Annotated in this window: 9 protein-coding genes; 1 reads left to right on the forward strand and 8 read right to left on the reverse strand. The window is 61.5% G+C overall.

What is annotated here, in order from left to right; genetic code table 11:
- The first annotated feature begins 12 nt into the window (after window positions 1–12).
- The gene (locus tag ACESTR_RS06720; RefSeq protein ID WP_373179031.1) at window positions 13–2,406 is read left to right on the forward strand and encodes a TonB-dependent receptor; all 2,394 of its coding nucleotides are present in this window, start codon (window positions 13–15) and stop codon (window positions 2,404–2,406) included.
- Between the two features lie 287 nt (window positions 2,407–2,693).
- Here ACESTR_RS06720 and ACESTR_RS06725 read toward each other — a convergent pair whose 3' ends face one another.
- The 8 genes from ACESTR_RS06725 to ACESTR_RS06760 form a co-directional block, all read right to left on the reverse strand.
- Window positions 2,694–3,542 carry an endonuclease/exonuclease/phosphatase family protein gene (locus ACESTR_RS06725; protein WP_278973766.1) on the reverse strand — a complete coding sequence of 283 codons (849 nt, stop codon included), beginning with the start codon at window positions 3,540–3,542 and terminating at the stop codon, window positions 2,694–2,696.
- A 55-nt stretch (window positions 3,543–3,597) separates the two neighbouring features.
- Entirely contained in the window at window positions 3,598–4,506 is a 909-nt protein-coding gene (locus ACESTR_RS06730; protein WP_279064943.1) for an endonuclease/exonuclease/phosphatase family protein, read from the reverse strand.
- A gap of 30 nt (window positions 4,507–4,536) precedes the next feature.
- Window positions 4,537–6,852, reverse strand: coding sequence for a hypothetical protein (locus ACESTR_RS06735; protein ID WP_373179032.1), 2,316 nt, complete (start codon window positions 6,850–6,852; stop codon window positions 4,537–4,539).
- 19 nt (window positions 6,853–6,871) lie between these two features.
- Window positions 6,872–9,310 carry a DUF5689 domain-containing protein gene (locus ACESTR_RS06740; protein ID WP_373179033.1) on the reverse strand — a complete coding sequence of 813 codons (2,439 nt, stop codon included), beginning with the start codon at window positions 9,308–9,310 and terminating at the stop codon, window positions 6,872–6,874.
- 10 nt (window positions 9,311–9,320) lie between these two features.
- Window positions 9,321–10,817, reverse strand: coding sequence for a RagB/SusD family nutrient uptake outer membrane protein (locus ACESTR_RS06745; protein ID WP_130063082.1), 1,497 nt, complete (start codon window positions 10,815–10,817; stop codon window positions 9,321–9,323).
- Window positions 10,818–10,835: 18 nt separating this feature from the next.
- On the reverse strand, window positions 10,836–14,234 hold the full coding sequence (locus tag ACESTR_RS06750) for a SusC/RagA family TonB-linked outer membrane protein (protein WP_373179034.1): 3,399 nt from the start codon (window positions 14,232–14,234) through the stop codon (window positions 10,836–10,838).
- A 152-nt stretch (window positions 14,235–14,386) separates the two neighbouring features.
- A complete protein-coding gene (locus ACESTR_RS06755; protein WP_333872462.1) occupies window positions 14,387–15,388 on the reverse strand; it encodes a FecR family protein in 1,002 nt (333 codons plus the stop codon).
- A 132-nt stretch (window positions 15,389–15,520) separates the two neighbouring features.
- On the reverse strand, window positions 15,521–16,078 hold the full coding sequence (locus ACESTR_RS06760; protein ID WP_009597746.1) for an RNA polymerase sigma-70 factor: 558 nt from the start codon (window positions 16,076–16,078) through the stop codon (window positions 15,521–15,523).
- Between the last annotated feature and the right edge of the window lie 168 nt (window positions 16,079–16,246).

The following is a 16,246-nucleotide window of genomic DNA, read 5'->3' on the forward strand; positions in this document are numbered from 1 at the left end:
TACTTTTGCCATATGATGTCTCTCGGATTACGAATCATATGTGCCTTCGCTGCCCTGCTTGCCTGCACGCGGGCGGCGGCCGGAACGCCGGAGAGCGGCTATCCCGTAAACGGCCGCGTCATCGACCGTCTGACGCGGCGCCCCGTGGCCTATGCGGCGGTCGTGCCGGTCGGGCAGGAGCAGCAGGGCGTCTCGACCGACTCCGCCGGACACTTTACGCTCCGGCGCGTACGGCCCGGCATTCACCGCCTGTCGGCTTCGTCGGTGGGCTACAAAAGCGTCGTTACGCCGGAATACATCGTGTCGGCGGCCACGCCCTTTATCGAGATCGAGCTGGAGGAGGACGCCACGCAGCTCGAAGCCGTGACCGTTGTGCCTTCGCCGTTCCGGGCCACGGCCGAAAGTCCCGTCGGATTGCAGGTGATCGGCCTGCGGGAGATCGAAAAGAGTCCCGGCGCCAACCACGACGTATCGCGCATCGTGCGCTCCTATCCCGGCGTGTCGTTCTCGCCCGTGGGCTATCGCAACGACCTGATCGTGCGCGGCGGAGGTCCCTCGGAGAACAAATTCTACATGGACGGCATCGAGATCCCTAATATCAACCATTTCGCCACGCAGGGAGCCACGGGCGGTCCGGTGAGCATCGTCAATGCCGACCTGATCCGCGAAATCAGCTTCTACACCGGCGCTTTCCCGGCCGACCGTTCCGGGGCGCTGAGTTCGGTGCTGGATTTCCGGCTGCGGGACGGGAATCCCGAAAAGCAGACCTTCAAGGCGACGCTGGGTGCGTCGGAGGTCGGGCTGAGCGGCAGCGGACATATCGGCGGGAAAACCTCCTACCTCTTTTCGCTGCGGCAGTCCTACCTGCAATTGCTCTTCAAGATGATCGGCCTGCCGTTCCTGCCCAACTATATCGACGGACAGTTCAAGGTCAAGACGCGTTTTTCGGAGCGCGACGAACTGACGGTGCTGGGGCTGGCGGGCTTCGACAACATGAAACTCAACCTCGACGAGGAGGGCGAGGATGCCGAATACCTGCTGAGCTACCTGCCCCGGATTCGGCAGGAGACCTTTACCGTCGGCACGTCGTGGCGGCACTATGCGGGCCGTCACGTGCAGACCGTCACGCTGAGCCACACTTACCTGAACAACCGCAACCTCAAATACCGCGACAACGACGACTCTTCGGAGGAGAACCTCACCCTGCGGCTGCGCTCCGTGGAGCAGAAAACCACGCTGCGGGCTGAAAACCGCAGCTATCTGGGTCGCTGGACGGTGCGTGAAGGCGCGGAGCTGAGTTATTCGAGTTATACGAACCGCACGTTCCAGCGGCTTTTCACCGACGAGACGCTGCTGTCCGATTACCGGACCCGGCTGGGAATCGTCGGCTGGGGGCTTTTCGCCGGGGCGGATTACGCTTCGGAGGACAAGCGTTTCACGGCTTCGCTCGGCCTGCGCGCCGACGGGAACGACTACTCGCCGCGCATGGCCCGGCTCTGGCACCAGCTTTCGCCGCGGGCTTCGGTCGGCTATCGGCTCGGCAGGGGCTGGTCGCTGAGCGGAAGCGCGGGGCTTTATTACCAGCTGCCGCCCTATACGGCGCTCGGATTCAAGGAGGCGGATGCGTGGGTGAACAAATCCCTGCACTATATGCGCGTCGGGGCTTTCAGCGCAGGCGCCGGATGGCGGCTGCGCGACCGGCTGATCGTGTCGGTCGAGGGCTTTTACAAATTGTACGGGGATATTCCGCTTTCGGTCGCGGACGGGATTCCGCTCTCCTGCAAGGGCAACGATTACGGCGTGGTGGGCAACGAAGAGCTGCGCTCGTCGGCCGAGGGACGCTCCTACGGCGTCGAGGCGATGGCCCGCTGGCAGATTCCCGGCAAGGTCAATCTCGTGGGTTCGGTCACGCTGTTCCGCAGCGAATACCGCCGCGATTCAGCGGCTCCCTATATCGTTTCGGCGTGGGACAGCCGTTTCGTCGTGAACCTCAGCGGTACCTACGACCTGCCGCGCAGCTGGAGCGTCGGGGCGCGCCTGAGCGCCGTGGGCGGAACGCCCTATACGTCTTACGATGTCGGAAAATCGTCGCTGGTCGAGGCATGGAACGCGCAGGGGCGGCCTTATTACGACTATGCGCGCTATAACGACGGGCGGCTGGACGCCTTCGCCCAGCTGGACCTGCGCATCGACAAGACCTTCTATTTCCGGCACTGCATGCTGGGGCTTTATATCGACCTGCAGAACGTAACGGGCAGCAAGCTGCGCCAGCCCGACGTGCTGATGTCCACGGGCGTGGTGGAGAATCCCGAAGCGCCCGCCGCCGAACAGCGTTACCGCATGAAATACATCAGGCAGGAGAGCGGGACGCTGATCCCGACGCTGGGAATCACCGTCGAATTTTAAGCGGCGGGGCGCGAACGGCGTCGTGCCGACCGGTTTCGGCCGCCTTCGACCGCCCTTGATCGGAATTGCGGCCGGTTGGCCGGTCGGTCGGTTAGCTGGTTGGTTAGTCGGTCGGCGGGTTGGCTGGAACGGCGGGCGGCGGATTATCCGGAGCGCGTGCGTGTTTGCCGCGCGGCGATATTGGACGGAGCAGCTCAATTTTCTTCGGGCGTCGTCCGGAATGAAAAACCGCAGAAACCGTTTTATCCGGTTTCTGCGGTTTTTGTCGTGTATACACTGCCGCCCGGTCAGAAGCGGAACGTGCAGACGATCGGGTAGTGGTCCGAGAGGTACTGCACGCCGTATCCCGTGCTGTCGAGCAGCTGGTAGCGCAGCGGTTCGGCGCAGCGGTAGAAGATGTGGTCGATGTGGAGCGGTTTGGCCTTGCCGAAGCCGTGATAGGTCGGCCGGGGATCGGTCAGGGGAGCCTCTTCGCAGGCCGATTTCAGCCATTTGAAATAGGGTTCGAGACATACGCCGCCCGGCGTGCCCGCCGTGGCGTTCATGTCGCCGACGATGAACTGCGGCGTGCGTTTGCCGGCGATGCTTCGCATCCGTTCGACGTTGAGCCGGGCGCCTTCGAGCCGGGCCGTTTTGCCGATGTGGTCGAGGTGCGTATCGAAAAGGCAGAATTCGCGCCCCGTGGTGCGGTCGCGCAGGCGCGCCCACACCGTCACGCGGCGGCAGCGGCCGTCCCATCCCTGCGACACTTCGTCCGGCGTTTCGCTCAGCCAGTAGTGGCCGTGGTCGAGGAGTTCGTATCGCTCCCTGAGATACATGATCATCAGATGCTCGCCGGGATCGTCCTTGGCGCCGAAGTCGCGTCCCATTTCGATGTGGCCGTATTCGGGCAGTTGTTCGACGAGGTAGGCGACCTGTTGGCGGCGGGGTTCCTGAAAGCCGATGACATCCGGCCGCACGTCGCGGATCATGCGGATCGAAGCCTCCTTGCGGGCGTCCCACGCGAAGTCGCCTTCGTCGCCCGGCGCGCCGATGTAGCGGATGTTGTAGGAGAGCAGTTTCAGCTCCGCGGGTTCGCTGCCCGCTGCGGCGGCAGCCGCGGCGCAGAACAGAAGCGTAAACAGCAGTTTTTTCATGTTGCGGGATTTTATGCGTGCGGGACGGCCGGAGCCGCCCCGCATGCAGTGTTCATCAGAATTCCGACGTGAAGAGAATCGGGAAGTGGTCCGAGATGTAGGGAACGCCGTAGCCGTCGTTGTTGATGGTGCGGAACCGGACGGGCGTCACCTTGCGGTAGAAGATGTGGTCGATGTTCCACGTAAAGCGCGGAGTGCCTTCGCCGAAGTTGTTGTAGCTGTAAACGTCGTCGGCTTCGCCGTCGGGCGCAGTTTCGCGCGCCGACCACATGAATTCGAAGAAGCCGTCGAGGCAGGCGCGGCGGCCGTCGCCCGCGGCGTAGGAGGCGTTCATGTCGCCGGTGACGAAGATCGGGGCGTAGCGTCCCGCGATCTGCTTCATCTGTTCGACGATGAGTTTCACCGACTCGGTGCGCGCCACCTGATCGATATCGCCGCCCTCGACGGGCGACGCGCGGTGCGCGAGGTGGGTGTTGAAGAAGAAAAACTCCTTGCCGGTGCTGCGCTCGCGCAGTTTGACCCACAACGCCGTGCGGAACTGGTTGTGCCCCCAGCCCTTGATCGGCTGGGTGATGTCCTTTTCGTTGAGGAAGAAATACCCTTGGGCGAGCATCTCGAAGCGGTCTTTGCGCCACCAGACCGCATTGCGGTGCTGCGAGTCCTTGTCATCGGGGGCCAGATAGTAGTGCTCGTACTCGGTCAATTCGCCGATCAGATACTGCGCCTGCGAGAAGCGAGGCTCCTGCATGCCGATCACGTCGGGCTTGACGTCGCGGATCATCGTGACGGAAGCCTCCTTGCGGGCGTCCCACGCCGCGTCGCCCTTGTCGCTCGCATTGGCGTAGCGGATGTTGTAGCTCATGACGTTGAGTTCGCTTTTGGGGGCTGCGGATTCGCCTTCGTGGTTGGAGCATCCGGCCAGAGCGGTGAATAACAGAACTATCGAAAATAGGAATCGTTTCATTGTTTTGGTTTTTAGATCTTGGAGTTCGGGTTATCTGTTGTAGCGTACGGCCAAGTAGTCCATCGCTCCGGCGGCGTTGTAGCCCATCGGGATCGTGCCGTCGAGGAAACCGAGTCCCGACGAGAGCCAGCTGGCGGGCTGGATGCGGAGCCAGACCTTTTCGCGGCCCATGATCTCGGCGGGCAGCGGGACTTCGACCTGTTTATAGGCCGGGAGCTGCCAGCTGCGCTGCGTGGCGAATACCGGGAAGTCGGGCTGCGTGAAGGTGTAGGCGCTGCCGTCGGGCGCGGTCTGCGCCGCTTCGACGTCGAACCACCCCTCGTCGCTCTCGTAATCGCCCGTCGCGGACCACTGCACTTTCCAGAAGTAGGGACCTGCGTTGAGTGTCGCGCGGCCGCTCTGCACGCTCATGATCAGCGATACCCGGTCGGACGAAATCCCGGCGGTCGAGAACTCCACGACCCACGCATAGGGCCGGTCGGTCGAAGCGTTCCACCAGTAGGTCGTCACCCACGCCAGCCAGTTGGCTTGGTCGGTGCCTTTGCCGTCGGTATTGACTGCCGTGCTTTTCACGGCGTAATTGGTGCCGTCTTCGAGGATGACGCCGAAACCCGAATAGCCGTCGTTGCCGATGTGGCTGCGGAACGGAGCCGTGCCGCGCGCCGTGCCGCACCAGCCCAAGTAGTGCCAGCAGGCCGCATTGTAGACGCCGTTGGGGTATGCCGACTTGGAGGCGGTCTGCGTGAAGCGTCCGTTGGTGCCCCACGTCGGATACCAGTAGGCGTAGCCGTCGGCGGCCGCGGCCTTGCCCTTGACGTAACTGTATTCGGTCAGCGTCTCCGAGAAGCTCTGCGAGCGGTCTTCGGCGAAGCGGATGTCGGCGAAGGACATGTGGCGGATCTGGTAGGAGCCGATGATGCCGTTGGCCAGATCGTCCGCCGTATCGACGTACTCGTACTGCGGGAAACGCTCGTGGACGATCACGCCCGCCAGTTCGCCGGAACCGTAGGGCAGGCGGGTGCCGTTGCGGCGGTAGGGGCAAGTGGTGTTGGTCAGCAGGTGAATCAGGCTGCCCTTGTTGTCGCGTATCAGCCGCGGGTACATGTTGAGACGTCCCTGCGCGTCGGCCAGCGTGTAGCCCTCGTGCACGGGGGTGAGCGAGCCCTTGCGGACGGCGAATTCGCAGTCGCGGAGCGTCACGAAGGTGTAGATGTCTTCGTCGGTCAGCTCCGAGATGTATTTCTGCTTGACCGGAAGCACCGAGGCGTCGTTGCCCGTCACGCGCTCGACGATCATCGACGAGCGGATGCCTTTGATCATGTAGCGGTCCGGATCGGGTTCGAAGACCAGCTCGGCGTCTTTGAGCAGGATTTTCACCTTGTCGTAACGGGTGAAGGCGTTGTCCTCCGGAGTGGCCGTTTCGACGCAGAAGCCGTAACGGCCGTCGGGCGATTCGAGGTAGACGGTCTTCTCGCATCCGCTGTAATCGACGCTCATGTCGGTCGGCATCGGGTTGTTGCCGGCGTTCTTCGAATCTCGGTCGCTGACAACGTAGCCTTCCAGCAGCCAGTACTCATCGACTTTCGAGACCGTGAGCGCTTTCTCGCGCAGTTCGGCGAACGATATGTCGTGTCCCAGCATGTCGTTCTTCGTGCGCTGGATGACGTTGAGCGTCAGCTGTTCGGTCTCCTCCCAGCCGTTGACGTAGGAGACGGTGACCGTAGCCGTGCGGAGTTCGTCCGTGTCGTTGCCGGCGTAGTCGAAATTGAACGTGTATTCCTCCTCCCCGGCGGGTTGGAGCGCGATTTCCGAAAGCCACTCTTCGGCTGGTTCCTCCCCGGCGTCGTACTGCGTGGTGAAGGTCAGCTCGTCGGGGGCGATGTTGGTGCCGAACCGTACGGACGCCTTGCCGCCCGAACTGCCCGGTACGTTGGTCGAGGTGCCGCCCTCGAACGCCATTGCAGGGATACGGGCGCCCCGCTGGCGCAGTACGACCGTGTCGGACCGTACTGCGTCGGCGCTCTGTATCAGTACGCGCGTCATGCGCGGAAAGCCCGTGTTGTCGGCGTAGTCGATGTAGAATTTTCCGTCGAGCGGCAGGCGCGTGTCGCTCAGGTCGGCCCACGAGGCCCCGTCGTCGAGGAACGACAGCACGGCCGGCTGGTTGGAGTAGACCTGTATGTCAACGTGGCCCGCCGTGGCGTTGACGGTGAACGAATTCTCGACCGTACCCAGCTCGATCAGCGGAATATCGTCGCCGTGGTCCATGCAGGCCGTCGCGGCCAGCGCCGTGAGCAGGATGCCCGCCGAGCCGATCTTTGCCATGTATCTCTTTGCGTATTTCATGATTGCGTTTTTTACGTGGTTAGAAATATTTGACCGAAACGTCGCCGAAGCGGAAATAGACGTAGGTCTTCGTCGTCGTGCCGTTGTCCTCGCCCGTGGTGCTGCCGCACACCTTGCTGGCGGCCTGCAGCCGGATGGTGACGTCCTTCTGTCCGAAGCAGGCCGACGGCAGGTCGAAGTCAACTTCGTAAAGCCCCGGAACGTACCACTGCGGGCCGGCCCAATAGACGAGCGTGCGGATGGGTACGGTGTCGAACCGGGTGAAGGTGCTGCCGTCGAGCGAGTAGGAGACGTCCCAGTAGAGCGGAGCGACGATCGTGGCGGCGCTCAGGTTGCCCAGTGCGGCCGAGAGGATCATCTTCATGCATGAGCCGCTGACGCCCTCGGTCGAGAAGTTGAAGGCCACCCATTCGCCCTCGTTGCGCGACGAGTTCCACCAGATACCGTTGTAACGCACGGCCGGAGCGCTGATGCCCTTGGCATAGACCAGATTGTTGTAGTCGAGCGTGCAGGAGACGCCTGCCACCGATGCCGACGTGTTGAGTTTGTTGCTCACCGACGAGAACATGCGGCCTTCGCCCAGATAGGGAACAATGCTGCCGTCCGCGTGCTGCTTAATGCCGGCGTTGGTGGTCATGCCGGGCCATGCCCAGCGTACGAGCGTCGAGTAGTTGCGGGTGCTTTCTTCGCGCGAGAAGGCGATGTCGGCCTCCTCGACCGGGCGGATCTGGTAGGTGCCCACGTCGCCCTTCACGCCGTAGCGCGGCAGTTTGGTGTGGACGATGATGCCGCTTATGGGGCCGGAGCCGGCCGGAACGCCGTCGCCCTTGCGGCGCCAGCGCACCTGCGTGTTGAGCACCATGTTGATCTTCTCGCCGCGGCTGTCGATCACGCCGCGGACGGCGCAGTCGAAGCGCGGATCAAGCACGCCCTGCGTGTTGAGGTCGGTCTTGTAGCAGTAGCCGTCGTGGACGTTGATGTAGGCGCCGCCGTTGAGCATGAATTCGCACTCCTTGAGCGTCACATAGGTGTAGATGTCGGCGTCGGTAAGCTCCGAAATGTGCTTCTCCTTCTTCGGGAGGTCGGCGGCCGTTCCGGCGTTCTGGTTGAGGACATGTTCTTTGGTGAAGCCCGTGAGCGTATAGCGTTCGGGGTTCGACTCCTTGACCAGCTTCAGCCCATTGATCGAGAGCTGTACCGAGCTGTAGCGTTTCAGGATGTTGTCGGCCGGAAGTTTGGTGACGATGCGCAGGCCGTACTGACCGTCGAGGCTCTCGATGTAGGCGGTCTTCTCGTTGACCGAGAAGTCGATCGAGGTGTCCGTCAGGTTGGGGTTGGTCTCCATGTTGTAGTTGCCGGCGTCGCTGATGACTACGGCCGAGAGCATCTTCTCGCCCGTCAGCTCCACTTCGCCTTCCGCTCCGGGGATCATGGCGCGCAGGTCGGCGATCGAGAGCTGCTTGACCTCCTGCGTCAGCCGGAGCGTCGAGCTGCACTCCACGTCGGTGTCCTTGTAGGTGATCTTCAGACTGGCCGAACGGGGCTGGTCGCCCGTGTTCTCGGCAACGACGAACGATACGGCCGATTCGCTGAAGGTCACGTCCGTGATCCACTGCGTGCCTGCGGGGTCGTACGCGATGTCGAAGGAGAAGTGCGCCGGATCGACGTCGAAGTTGGCCGTCAGCAGTGCGCTGCGGTTGTGCTGGTCGCCCGGAACGGATACGGTCGTCTCTTCGTCCTTGAAAACGACCGTCGCATTGTCGGTGGTCTGGACGACGGAGGCTTCGGCTTGGGCGAGGATCTTGCCGTCGGCATCGGGGATTTCGAGCCGGATCGCCGCCTTGCGGTCGCTGCTGCTGTCGTTGCGGTCGATTCCGAAGACCAGCACGATGTTCTCCTCGGCGTCTTTTTCGAGCCGGATCTCCTTCAGCCAGCCGGCTTCGGCGGGATTCTCCGCGTCGGTGACGTCGGTTGCCGTGATGAGGATACATTCGAGCGCCTGCGTCATGTTGGTCGTAACGCCGATCTGGACGCGTTCGCGCGGCAGACGCACGAACTCGAATTCTGTTTCGGCGAGCGCCAGCGTCGGTTCGGTGACCGCGCCGGCCTGCGTGAGGACGATCTCCTGCTCTTCGCCCTCGCCGCTGACGAGGATGCGTGCGCGGCGCGATACGCCGTTGTTGGCCTCGTACGTAAAGAGGAAGTCGCCGATGCCGTTGCCCGACACCTCGCTCACTTCGCCCCATGCGCCTTCGGCCATTTCGGCTTTCCAGCGCCCCGTGGAGTAGACCGTGACGCGCGTCGAACCGGCCGCGGAGGTGAGGTTGAGTCCGTTTTGGGTGACGGCCAGCGGCTCGTTCCATTTGAAGTCCTTCTGACAGCCCGGACCGAGCAGTGCGGCGGTCAGTGCGACGGCCAGCATGCGCAGCAGGGGATATATTTTGTTTTTCGGTTTCATGTCGGTTGATTTAGAATCCGTACTTCTTGTATTCGTTGTTGTCCAAAGCGCCGCCCGAATAGATCACCTCCGTGTCGGGGATGGGGTAGTATTCGTGGCAGGGCTGGATCGAGGTCTTGACCTTCGCATAGTCCGAAAGCGCCGCCGTGCGTTCGTACCAGATGCCCCAGCGCACCATGTCGAACTTGCGCTGGAATTCGCCCAGCAACTCGCGGCCGCGTTCGTTCTGGATCTCGTTGAGCAGCAGCGGATAGGTGCGGAACCGCGTGTATTCGGCGATGCCCGCGCGGCGTTTGACCTTGTTGAGGTACTCCATGGCCTTGTCCTTGTCGAGCAGGGCGCAGTAGCATTCGGCGGCCATCAGCACGGCGTCGGCATAGCGGAAGACCTTGTAGTTGTTCGAGTCGTAGGCGGCCTGAAGGTCGGGGCACCAGAATTTGGGACCCATGAACGGCCGGGTGACGATCGCGTCGCCCGAAGTGAACTTCACGCCGTTCCACTCGGTGATTATCTGCATGTCGCGCCGCAGGTCTTCGCCGCCTTCGGGCATGAGGTTGCCGTAGAAGAAGCTGTTGGGGCGCAGCGGCGACCATGTCGTGGCGGCGTCGCCCAGCTCCTCGATCACCACGTTCGAGTAGATGTTGTCGCTGTTGCGCGGATAGGGCATGCAGATGCTGGCGACGTTCGAGGTGTAGATCAGTCCGCCGGCGGTATAGGTGTGCTGCACTTCGAAGATCGATTCGGGCGTGTTCTTCATCCGGAACGGAATATCCGAAACCGGGTAGACCGAGAGGTCGTCGCCGTAGATCTGTTCCAGCACGGCGATGGCTTCGAGCGCCTTGTCGTAATCCTTGTTCCACATGGCGAGTTTGGCGATGAGCATGTGGCCCATGGCGGCTCCGGCGCGGTTGCCCGCGGCTTCGCTCGTGCGGATGAGGGGCAGTGCGCCCAGACACGATTCGAGGTCCTCGATCAGCGCGGTGCGCGTCGCCTCGGCCGACATGCGCGGCAGTTTGGCCACGCGGTCGAGCACTTCGTGGTCGGAGACGTCGTCCGTGTAGAAGGGCACGTCGCCGAAGAAGCTCGTCAGCAGGTAGTAGTAGAACGCGCGCAGCACCTTGGCTTCGGCCACGAGGCTGTTGCGGTCCTTTTCGTCGATCGGCGAGTTCTCGATGCCCGTCACGGCCATGTTGCAGTACATGACGCCGCGGTAGCCGTAGGTCCACATGTCGGCGCCGAAGCGGGGCTGCGACGGCGAGATGTCGAGCTGCGCGTCCTGCGTTCCCGATGCGATGTACATCAGGTCGGTGACGCCTTCGGTGGCGATCATCATTTTGTAGGTGTAGAGATTTTTCAGGGGTATATAACACGAGTTCACCGCCGACTGACACTGGGTCTTGGTCTTATAGAAGTCGCCGGGGGTCGAGAACCCTTCGGTGTCCTCCTGCAGTGAGCACGACGCCGTGATCCACGCCGTGAGAATCAGCAAGATGTATTTTGTTTTCATAATGTTCTCGGATTACGGTTAATAACGCAGCTGGATGCTGAACACGATGGTGCGCGGCTTGGGGTATGCGCCCAGATCGACGCGCCGCAGCGCCGAATCGCTGCTGTCGGTCGAGACGTCGGGGTCGAAGCCGTTGTACTTTTTCCAGATGTGGAGGTTTTCGGCGCTCAGGTTCAGCGTGATGTCGCGGATGAACTTCGAACGCTTGCTCAGGTCGAACGTGTAACCCACCGTGATGTTTTTCAGGCGGATGTACGATGCGTCGTAGATCATCAGGTCGCTCGGCACGTGCGCGTCCACCGCACCGGCGCGCGGCAGGTTCGACTGCGGGTTGCGCACGGGATGCCACGCTTCGAGCATGTAGCGGTACTGGTTCGACATCGAACTGCCGGCCATGTAAAGCTCCGAGTAGTTGTAGATCTTGCCGCCGAGCGAATAGGTGAAGTAGATGCCGACGTTGAGCCTGCCGAAGCGGAAGTTGTTCTGCAGACCGCCGTACAGGTCGGGGTCGGCATTGCCCTGATAGACGAGGTCGTCGTTGTTGAGCGAGCCGTCGTTGTTGATGTCGTAGTAGCGGGGCATGCCCAGCGAGGCCTTGCGCGACGCGGCGTCGCTGTTGATCGCCAGCGCCGAAACGTAGGTGTTCGTCACGCTGTTGCGCTCGAACTCCTCGACGCTCTTCCACGTGCCGCCGTACTTGAATCCCCAAAGCGCGTTGAGCGGGTAGCCTTTGACGTAACCGTACATCATGTAGGGGTTGTTGCCGGGCGACGAGAGCGCCGTGACGAAATCCTCGCTGCCGATGTCGTCCACGTTCTGTTTGTTGTGGGCGATGGTGAGGTTGGTCGTCCACGAGAATTTAGGGCGGACGATATTGCGGCTCTCGATGCTCAGTTCGACGCCTTTGTTCGAGGTTTTGCCGATGTTGGCGTAACGGCTGGTGTAGCCCGTCGCCGAAGCGGTTTGCACCGTGAGCAGCAGGTCGCGCGTCTTGGAGATATAGCCTTCGGCCGTAATCATCAGGCGGTTGTTGAAGAATGCCAGATCGAGCGCCGCGTTGTAGAGGTCGGTCTTCTCCCACGTCAGGTTGGGGCTGGCCAGACGGCTGCGGTAGTAGGCGCCCGGCTGCATGCCGTCGAACAGATAGCCGCTCGTGGTGCTGGACATGGCCGCCAGCGAACGGTAGGCCGAGATGGCGTCGTTACCCGTGCGTCCGGCGCTCAGGCGGAGCGACAGCTCGTCGATCCAGCGTACGTCCTTCAGGAAATTCTCCTTGGCGGCGTTCCATTTGAGGGCCACCGAGGGGAAGAAGCCCCACTTGTTGTTGGCGGCGAAGTTCGACGAACCGTCGTAACGCCCCGTTACGGTGAGGTAGTAGCGCTGTTTGTAGTTGTAGTTGAAGCGGGCCAGCAGCGACATTTTCGTCCGCTTGGTCAGGCCCGTGGCGGCCGAATAGGTCTCCTTGTCGGTCACGGCGTTCATGTTGTTCCACAGCACGTCGTCGTCCATGTAGCCCTGTCCGCTCAGCGTGAAGTTGTCGCTCTTGTAGCGGTAGGCGGTGAAACCGGCCAGCGCGTCGATGTTGTGGCCGCTTTTGGTTTCGAGCTTGTAGCTGAGGGTGTTTTCGCTCGAAAGGCTGAATTCGTGGAATTCGGCGCGGTAGGCCTGACCGCCTTCACCCTCGTTCTTGGCGGGAAGCGATCCCGGATAGTAGCGGTAGGTGTGGCGCTGGAACGAATAGTAGGAGTTCTGGCTGCGCAGCTTCAGGCCTTTGGCCAGCGCTACTTCGAGATAGGCCGTGTGGTTGAGCGAGGTCCGCTCGATGGAGTAGGTGTTCTGGTCGATCGTCGCACGCGGCGTATTGATACGCTGGCCGTTGCCCCAAAGCGGGTTGTAGTTCTCCTGCGGGTCGATGTGGGGCGAAAGATACATGGCTGCGCGGTAGTAGGCCGTGCCGCCGATTTCGGCGAGGTTCTGGGCGTTGTCGCGCCATGTGTAGCTGCCGCGGTAGCCGACCTTCAGCCATTTGAACAGCTGGTGGTCGAGATTCAGACGCCCCGTGATGCGCTGCAGACCGCTGTTGTCGATGATACCCTGCGAATCGTTGTAACCCAGCGAGGCGTAGTAGCTGCTCTTTTTCGAGCGGCCCGAAATCGAGAGCGAATAGTTCTGGTAGGGCGCCGTGCGGGTGATTTCGTCGATCCAGTCGGTGCCTTTGCCCAGCGAGAAGGGGTCTTTGAAGGGATATTTCGACTGGGGCGTGCCCTCGCCGATGTCCTCGTAGCCGCTCTGGGTGCTGAAGTAGGCGAAGTCGTTGCGGTAGAGTGCGAATTCCGTGGCGTTCATCACGTCGAGCTTGCGGGGCAGCTGCGAGAATCCGATGTCGGCCTTGAGCGTGATCGAAGGTTTGGTGTTGGTCTGGTTACCCCCCCCCTTGGTGGTCACGATGATTACGCCGTTGGAGCCGCGTGATCCGTAGATCGCCGTCGAGGAGGCGTCCTTGAGGATCGTGACCGATTCGATGTCGGCCATGTTCAGGTCGTTGAGGTCGCTGACGGCGTCCATCACGCCGTCCACCACGATCAGCGGCTCGTTCGAGGCCGAAATCGAGCGCGTACCGCGGATGCGGATCGAAGTCGTGGCGCCCGGTTCGCCCGTGGTGGACATGATGTCGGCGCCGGCGACGCGGCCCTGCAGCGCTTGGTCGACGGACAGCACCGGGAGGTCCTTTACGTCGGAGATTTTGATGTTGGCCACCGAACCCGTGGCGTCGCCCTTCTTCACCGTTCCGTAGCCGATGACGACCACTTCGTCCACGGCCATCGCCTTCGAAGGCTGGAGCGTGACGTCGAGCGTGGTCTGCCCGCCGACCGAGACGGCCTGCTTTTCATAGCCGAGATACTGGAATTCGAGGATTTCGCCGTTGCGGACCTGCAGCGTATAGGCGCCCGTCGCCGAGGTGGTCGTGCCGCGCTGCGTGCCGACGACGATCACCGTGGCGCCCGTCACCGGCGCGCCGTTTTCGTCGGTCACGATGCCCGTCAGCTTGTGCATCGGCAGCGAACTCTGGTCGCTGCGGCGGCCCGTCAGGATCACCTTGTTGTTGGATACCTGCACGTTGACTTCGGGCAGGCATTCGCGGACGATGGATTCGATGGGACGCTCCTTGGCGTGCACGGTCACGATGCGCTTGAGGTCGATGTCGGCATTGTTGTAGGCGAAGGTATAGACGCCCTGTTTCTCGATGCGAGTGAATAACTCGTTGATTGTGATTGCTTTTGTATTGATGCTTACGGGCGGGTTCTGGGCCCGGACGCCGGCTGCGGCCAGCAGCGTGAATAACAGCGTCAGCAAAAAGAATCTTCCGGGCGGAAGTGGAATAATTCCTTTTCCGCCGGATTTTTCGGATTTTTTCATAATTTTGTAACGATTTAAGATTCTGTCATTTCGTAATTCGGTTACATTACGAAGCACGTCGGGGTGTTTAAGTCGGAGCGGATGTTGCAGCATCCGCTTTTTTTCGTGGATCACGGAGGAGGAATTCCCATAGGCTTTTCGGTTTTTTCAGGTTATCTTGATCTGGTGGTTCGTGCGGTGTGGAACGTGGCCGACTCGCCGTCGAGCGTGTATTGCAGTCCCGTGATGAGCGAGATGACCTGCAGGGTCTCTTCGAGCGATTCGTGGCGGACGTGGAACGACAGACGGATGGTGCGGTCCACCGAGGCGTCGGTGCCGATCGGAACGTTGAACCAGCGTTCGAGGTTGGTGATGATGTCTTCGAGCGTCATGTCGAAGAAGGTCAGGGTGGGCTGTATCCAGCTGTTGTAGTTCGAGGCGTTCACCTGTTCGATGATCATGCTTCCGGAGGTCTCGTTGAAGACCAGCCGTTCGTCGGGCCGGAGCCGGACGGACTGCTGCGAACGCGACGTGCGGACGCAGATCGAGCCGCTGTTGAGCGTCGTTTCGGCGATGCCGCTGGTGCGTTCGTAACGGGCGTCGAACGTGGTGCCGAGCACTTCGATCTCCATGCGGTTCATGTCGACGACGAAGGGATGCGACGTGTTGCGCGCCACTTCGAAATAGGCTTCGCCTTCGAGCGTCACGCGGCGTTCCCTGCGGTCGAATGTTTCGGGATAGGTCAGGCGGCTCGATGCGTTGAGCCATACCTTCGTGCCGTCGGGCAGCTGAAATTCGCCTTTGCTCCCGCGCGCCGTCAGCAGGCGTATTTCGGCCGGAACGGCCGACGCCGAGCGTACGTAGTAATATTCGCCGACGGCGAACAGCAGCACGGCGGCTGCGGCCGCGGCGTAGCGTATGCGGCGGAAAATGCGGCTGCGCCGCTGCTGCGCTTCACGCATGCGGATGGTGTGACGGAGCCGCTGCAGCTCTTCACTGCGGTCGGCCGCCGCAGGGCTTTCCACGACGGCGGTCCACTCCTCGCGCAGCGCGGCTTCTTTTTCGTCGCCGTCGCCGGGCTGGAGCATCCAGCGGCGGAATTGCGTCTGGAGTTCGCCGGGGACGTCGTTGTGCAGGAATCTGCCGATGAGCTCTCTTATTTGTCGTCTCTCCATCGTATGCGGTCTTTATCCGGGATATGCTTTTATAAATAAGACGGCATGGCGGGGCGCAACCCCCACCCGGCAGCGATTTTTTTCGTATTTTTTCGGAAGGCGCCTTCGGACGGGCGTTTTCGGGGCGCGTTTTCAGACGAAGAGGGCGAGGAGCGTCAGCAGCCGGCGGAGCTGGCTCAGGGCGGCGGTCATGTGGCGTTCGACGGTTTTGACGCTGAGGTTGAGCCGCTCGGCGATCTCCTTGTTGGAAAGCTCTTCGTAACGGCTCAGGCTGAAAACCCGGCGGCGCTGTTCGGGCATGCGGTCCACGGCGACGGCGATGAGCAGCGCCAGCTCCTCGGTCTCGATTTTCTCGCTGAGCGGAGCGTCGCGCCGCTCCGCGGCCGAGTTGATATGCTCCTGCATGTATTTGTCTTCTACGATCGAGTGGGAAAAGATGTCGAATACGGCGTTGCGGGCCATCGTGTAGAGGTAGCTCCGCAGCGAGCGTGTGCCGCCCAGTTCGCGGCGCTTCTCCCAGACGCGCAGGAAGATGTTTTGCGTGACGTCTTCCGCTTCGCCGGGGTTTTTAAGCAGCCGGAACACGAATTCCCTGACCTTGGGAGCATAAAACAGGTAGAGGGAATCGAATGCGGATTGGTTCCCTTTGGACAGAGCGGTCAGCAGTTCTTTTTCTTTTTCCGGAGTCATAGTCTCACACAAAATTAAAAAAAAACGGAATAAAAAAATATTATATTCCGGAAGAATGTGCCGAGCCGGTGAAAAACTACCTTTGCGGGGGCTTCGTTGCGGTCCGCACGGTGTCCGACCGCCTTCTGCGGCATGCAAATAGCTTCTTCTCCCGTCCGCGGCATATTC

Source organism: Alistipes sp. DJF_B185 (assembly GCF_964250025.1).
In the GTDB taxonomy this organism is placed as follows: domain Bacteria; phylum Bacteroidota; class Bacteroidia; order Bacteroidales; family Rikenellaceae; genus Alistipes; species Alistipes finegoldii.

Excerpts from the sequence above, each read along its gene's own strand:
- ACESTR_RS06760 (WP_009597746.1), bottom strand. The coding sequence starts at position 16,078 with ATGACTCCGGAAAAAGAAAAAGAACTGCTGACCGCTCTGTCCAAAGGG.
- ACESTR_RS06720 (WP_373179031.1), top strand. The coding sequence starts at position 13 with ATGATGTCTCTCGGATTACGAATCATATGTGCCTTCGCTGCCCTGCTT.
- ACESTR_RS06750 (WP_373179034.1), bottom strand. The coding sequence starts at position 14,234 with ATGAAAAAATCCGAAAAATCCGGCGGAAAAGGAATTATTCCACTTCCG.
- ACESTR_RS06740 (WP_373179033.1), bottom strand. The coding sequence starts at position 9,310 with ATGAAACCGAAAAACAAAATATATCCCCTGCTGCGCATGCTGGCCGTC.
- ACESTR_RS06730 (WP_279064943.1), bottom strand. The coding sequence starts at position 4,506 with ATGAAACGATTCCTATTTTCGATAGTTCTGTTATTCACCGCTCTGGCC.
- ACESTR_RS06755 (WP_333872462.1), bottom strand. The coding sequence starts at position 15,388 with ATGGAGAGACGACAAATAAGAGAGCTCATCGGCAGATTCCTGCACAAC.
- ACESTR_RS06745 (WP_130063082.1), bottom strand. The coding sequence starts at position 10,817 with ATGAAAACAAAATACATCTTGCTGATTCTCACGGCGTGGATCACGGCG.
- ACESTR_RS06735 (WP_373179032.1), bottom strand. The coding sequence starts at position 6,852 with ATGAAATACGCAAAGAGATACATGGCAAAGATCGGCTCGGCGGGCATC.
- ACESTR_RS06725 (WP_278973766.1), bottom strand. The coding sequence starts at position 3,542 with ATGAAAAAACTGCTGTTTACGCTTCTGTTCTGCGCCGCGGCTGCCGCC.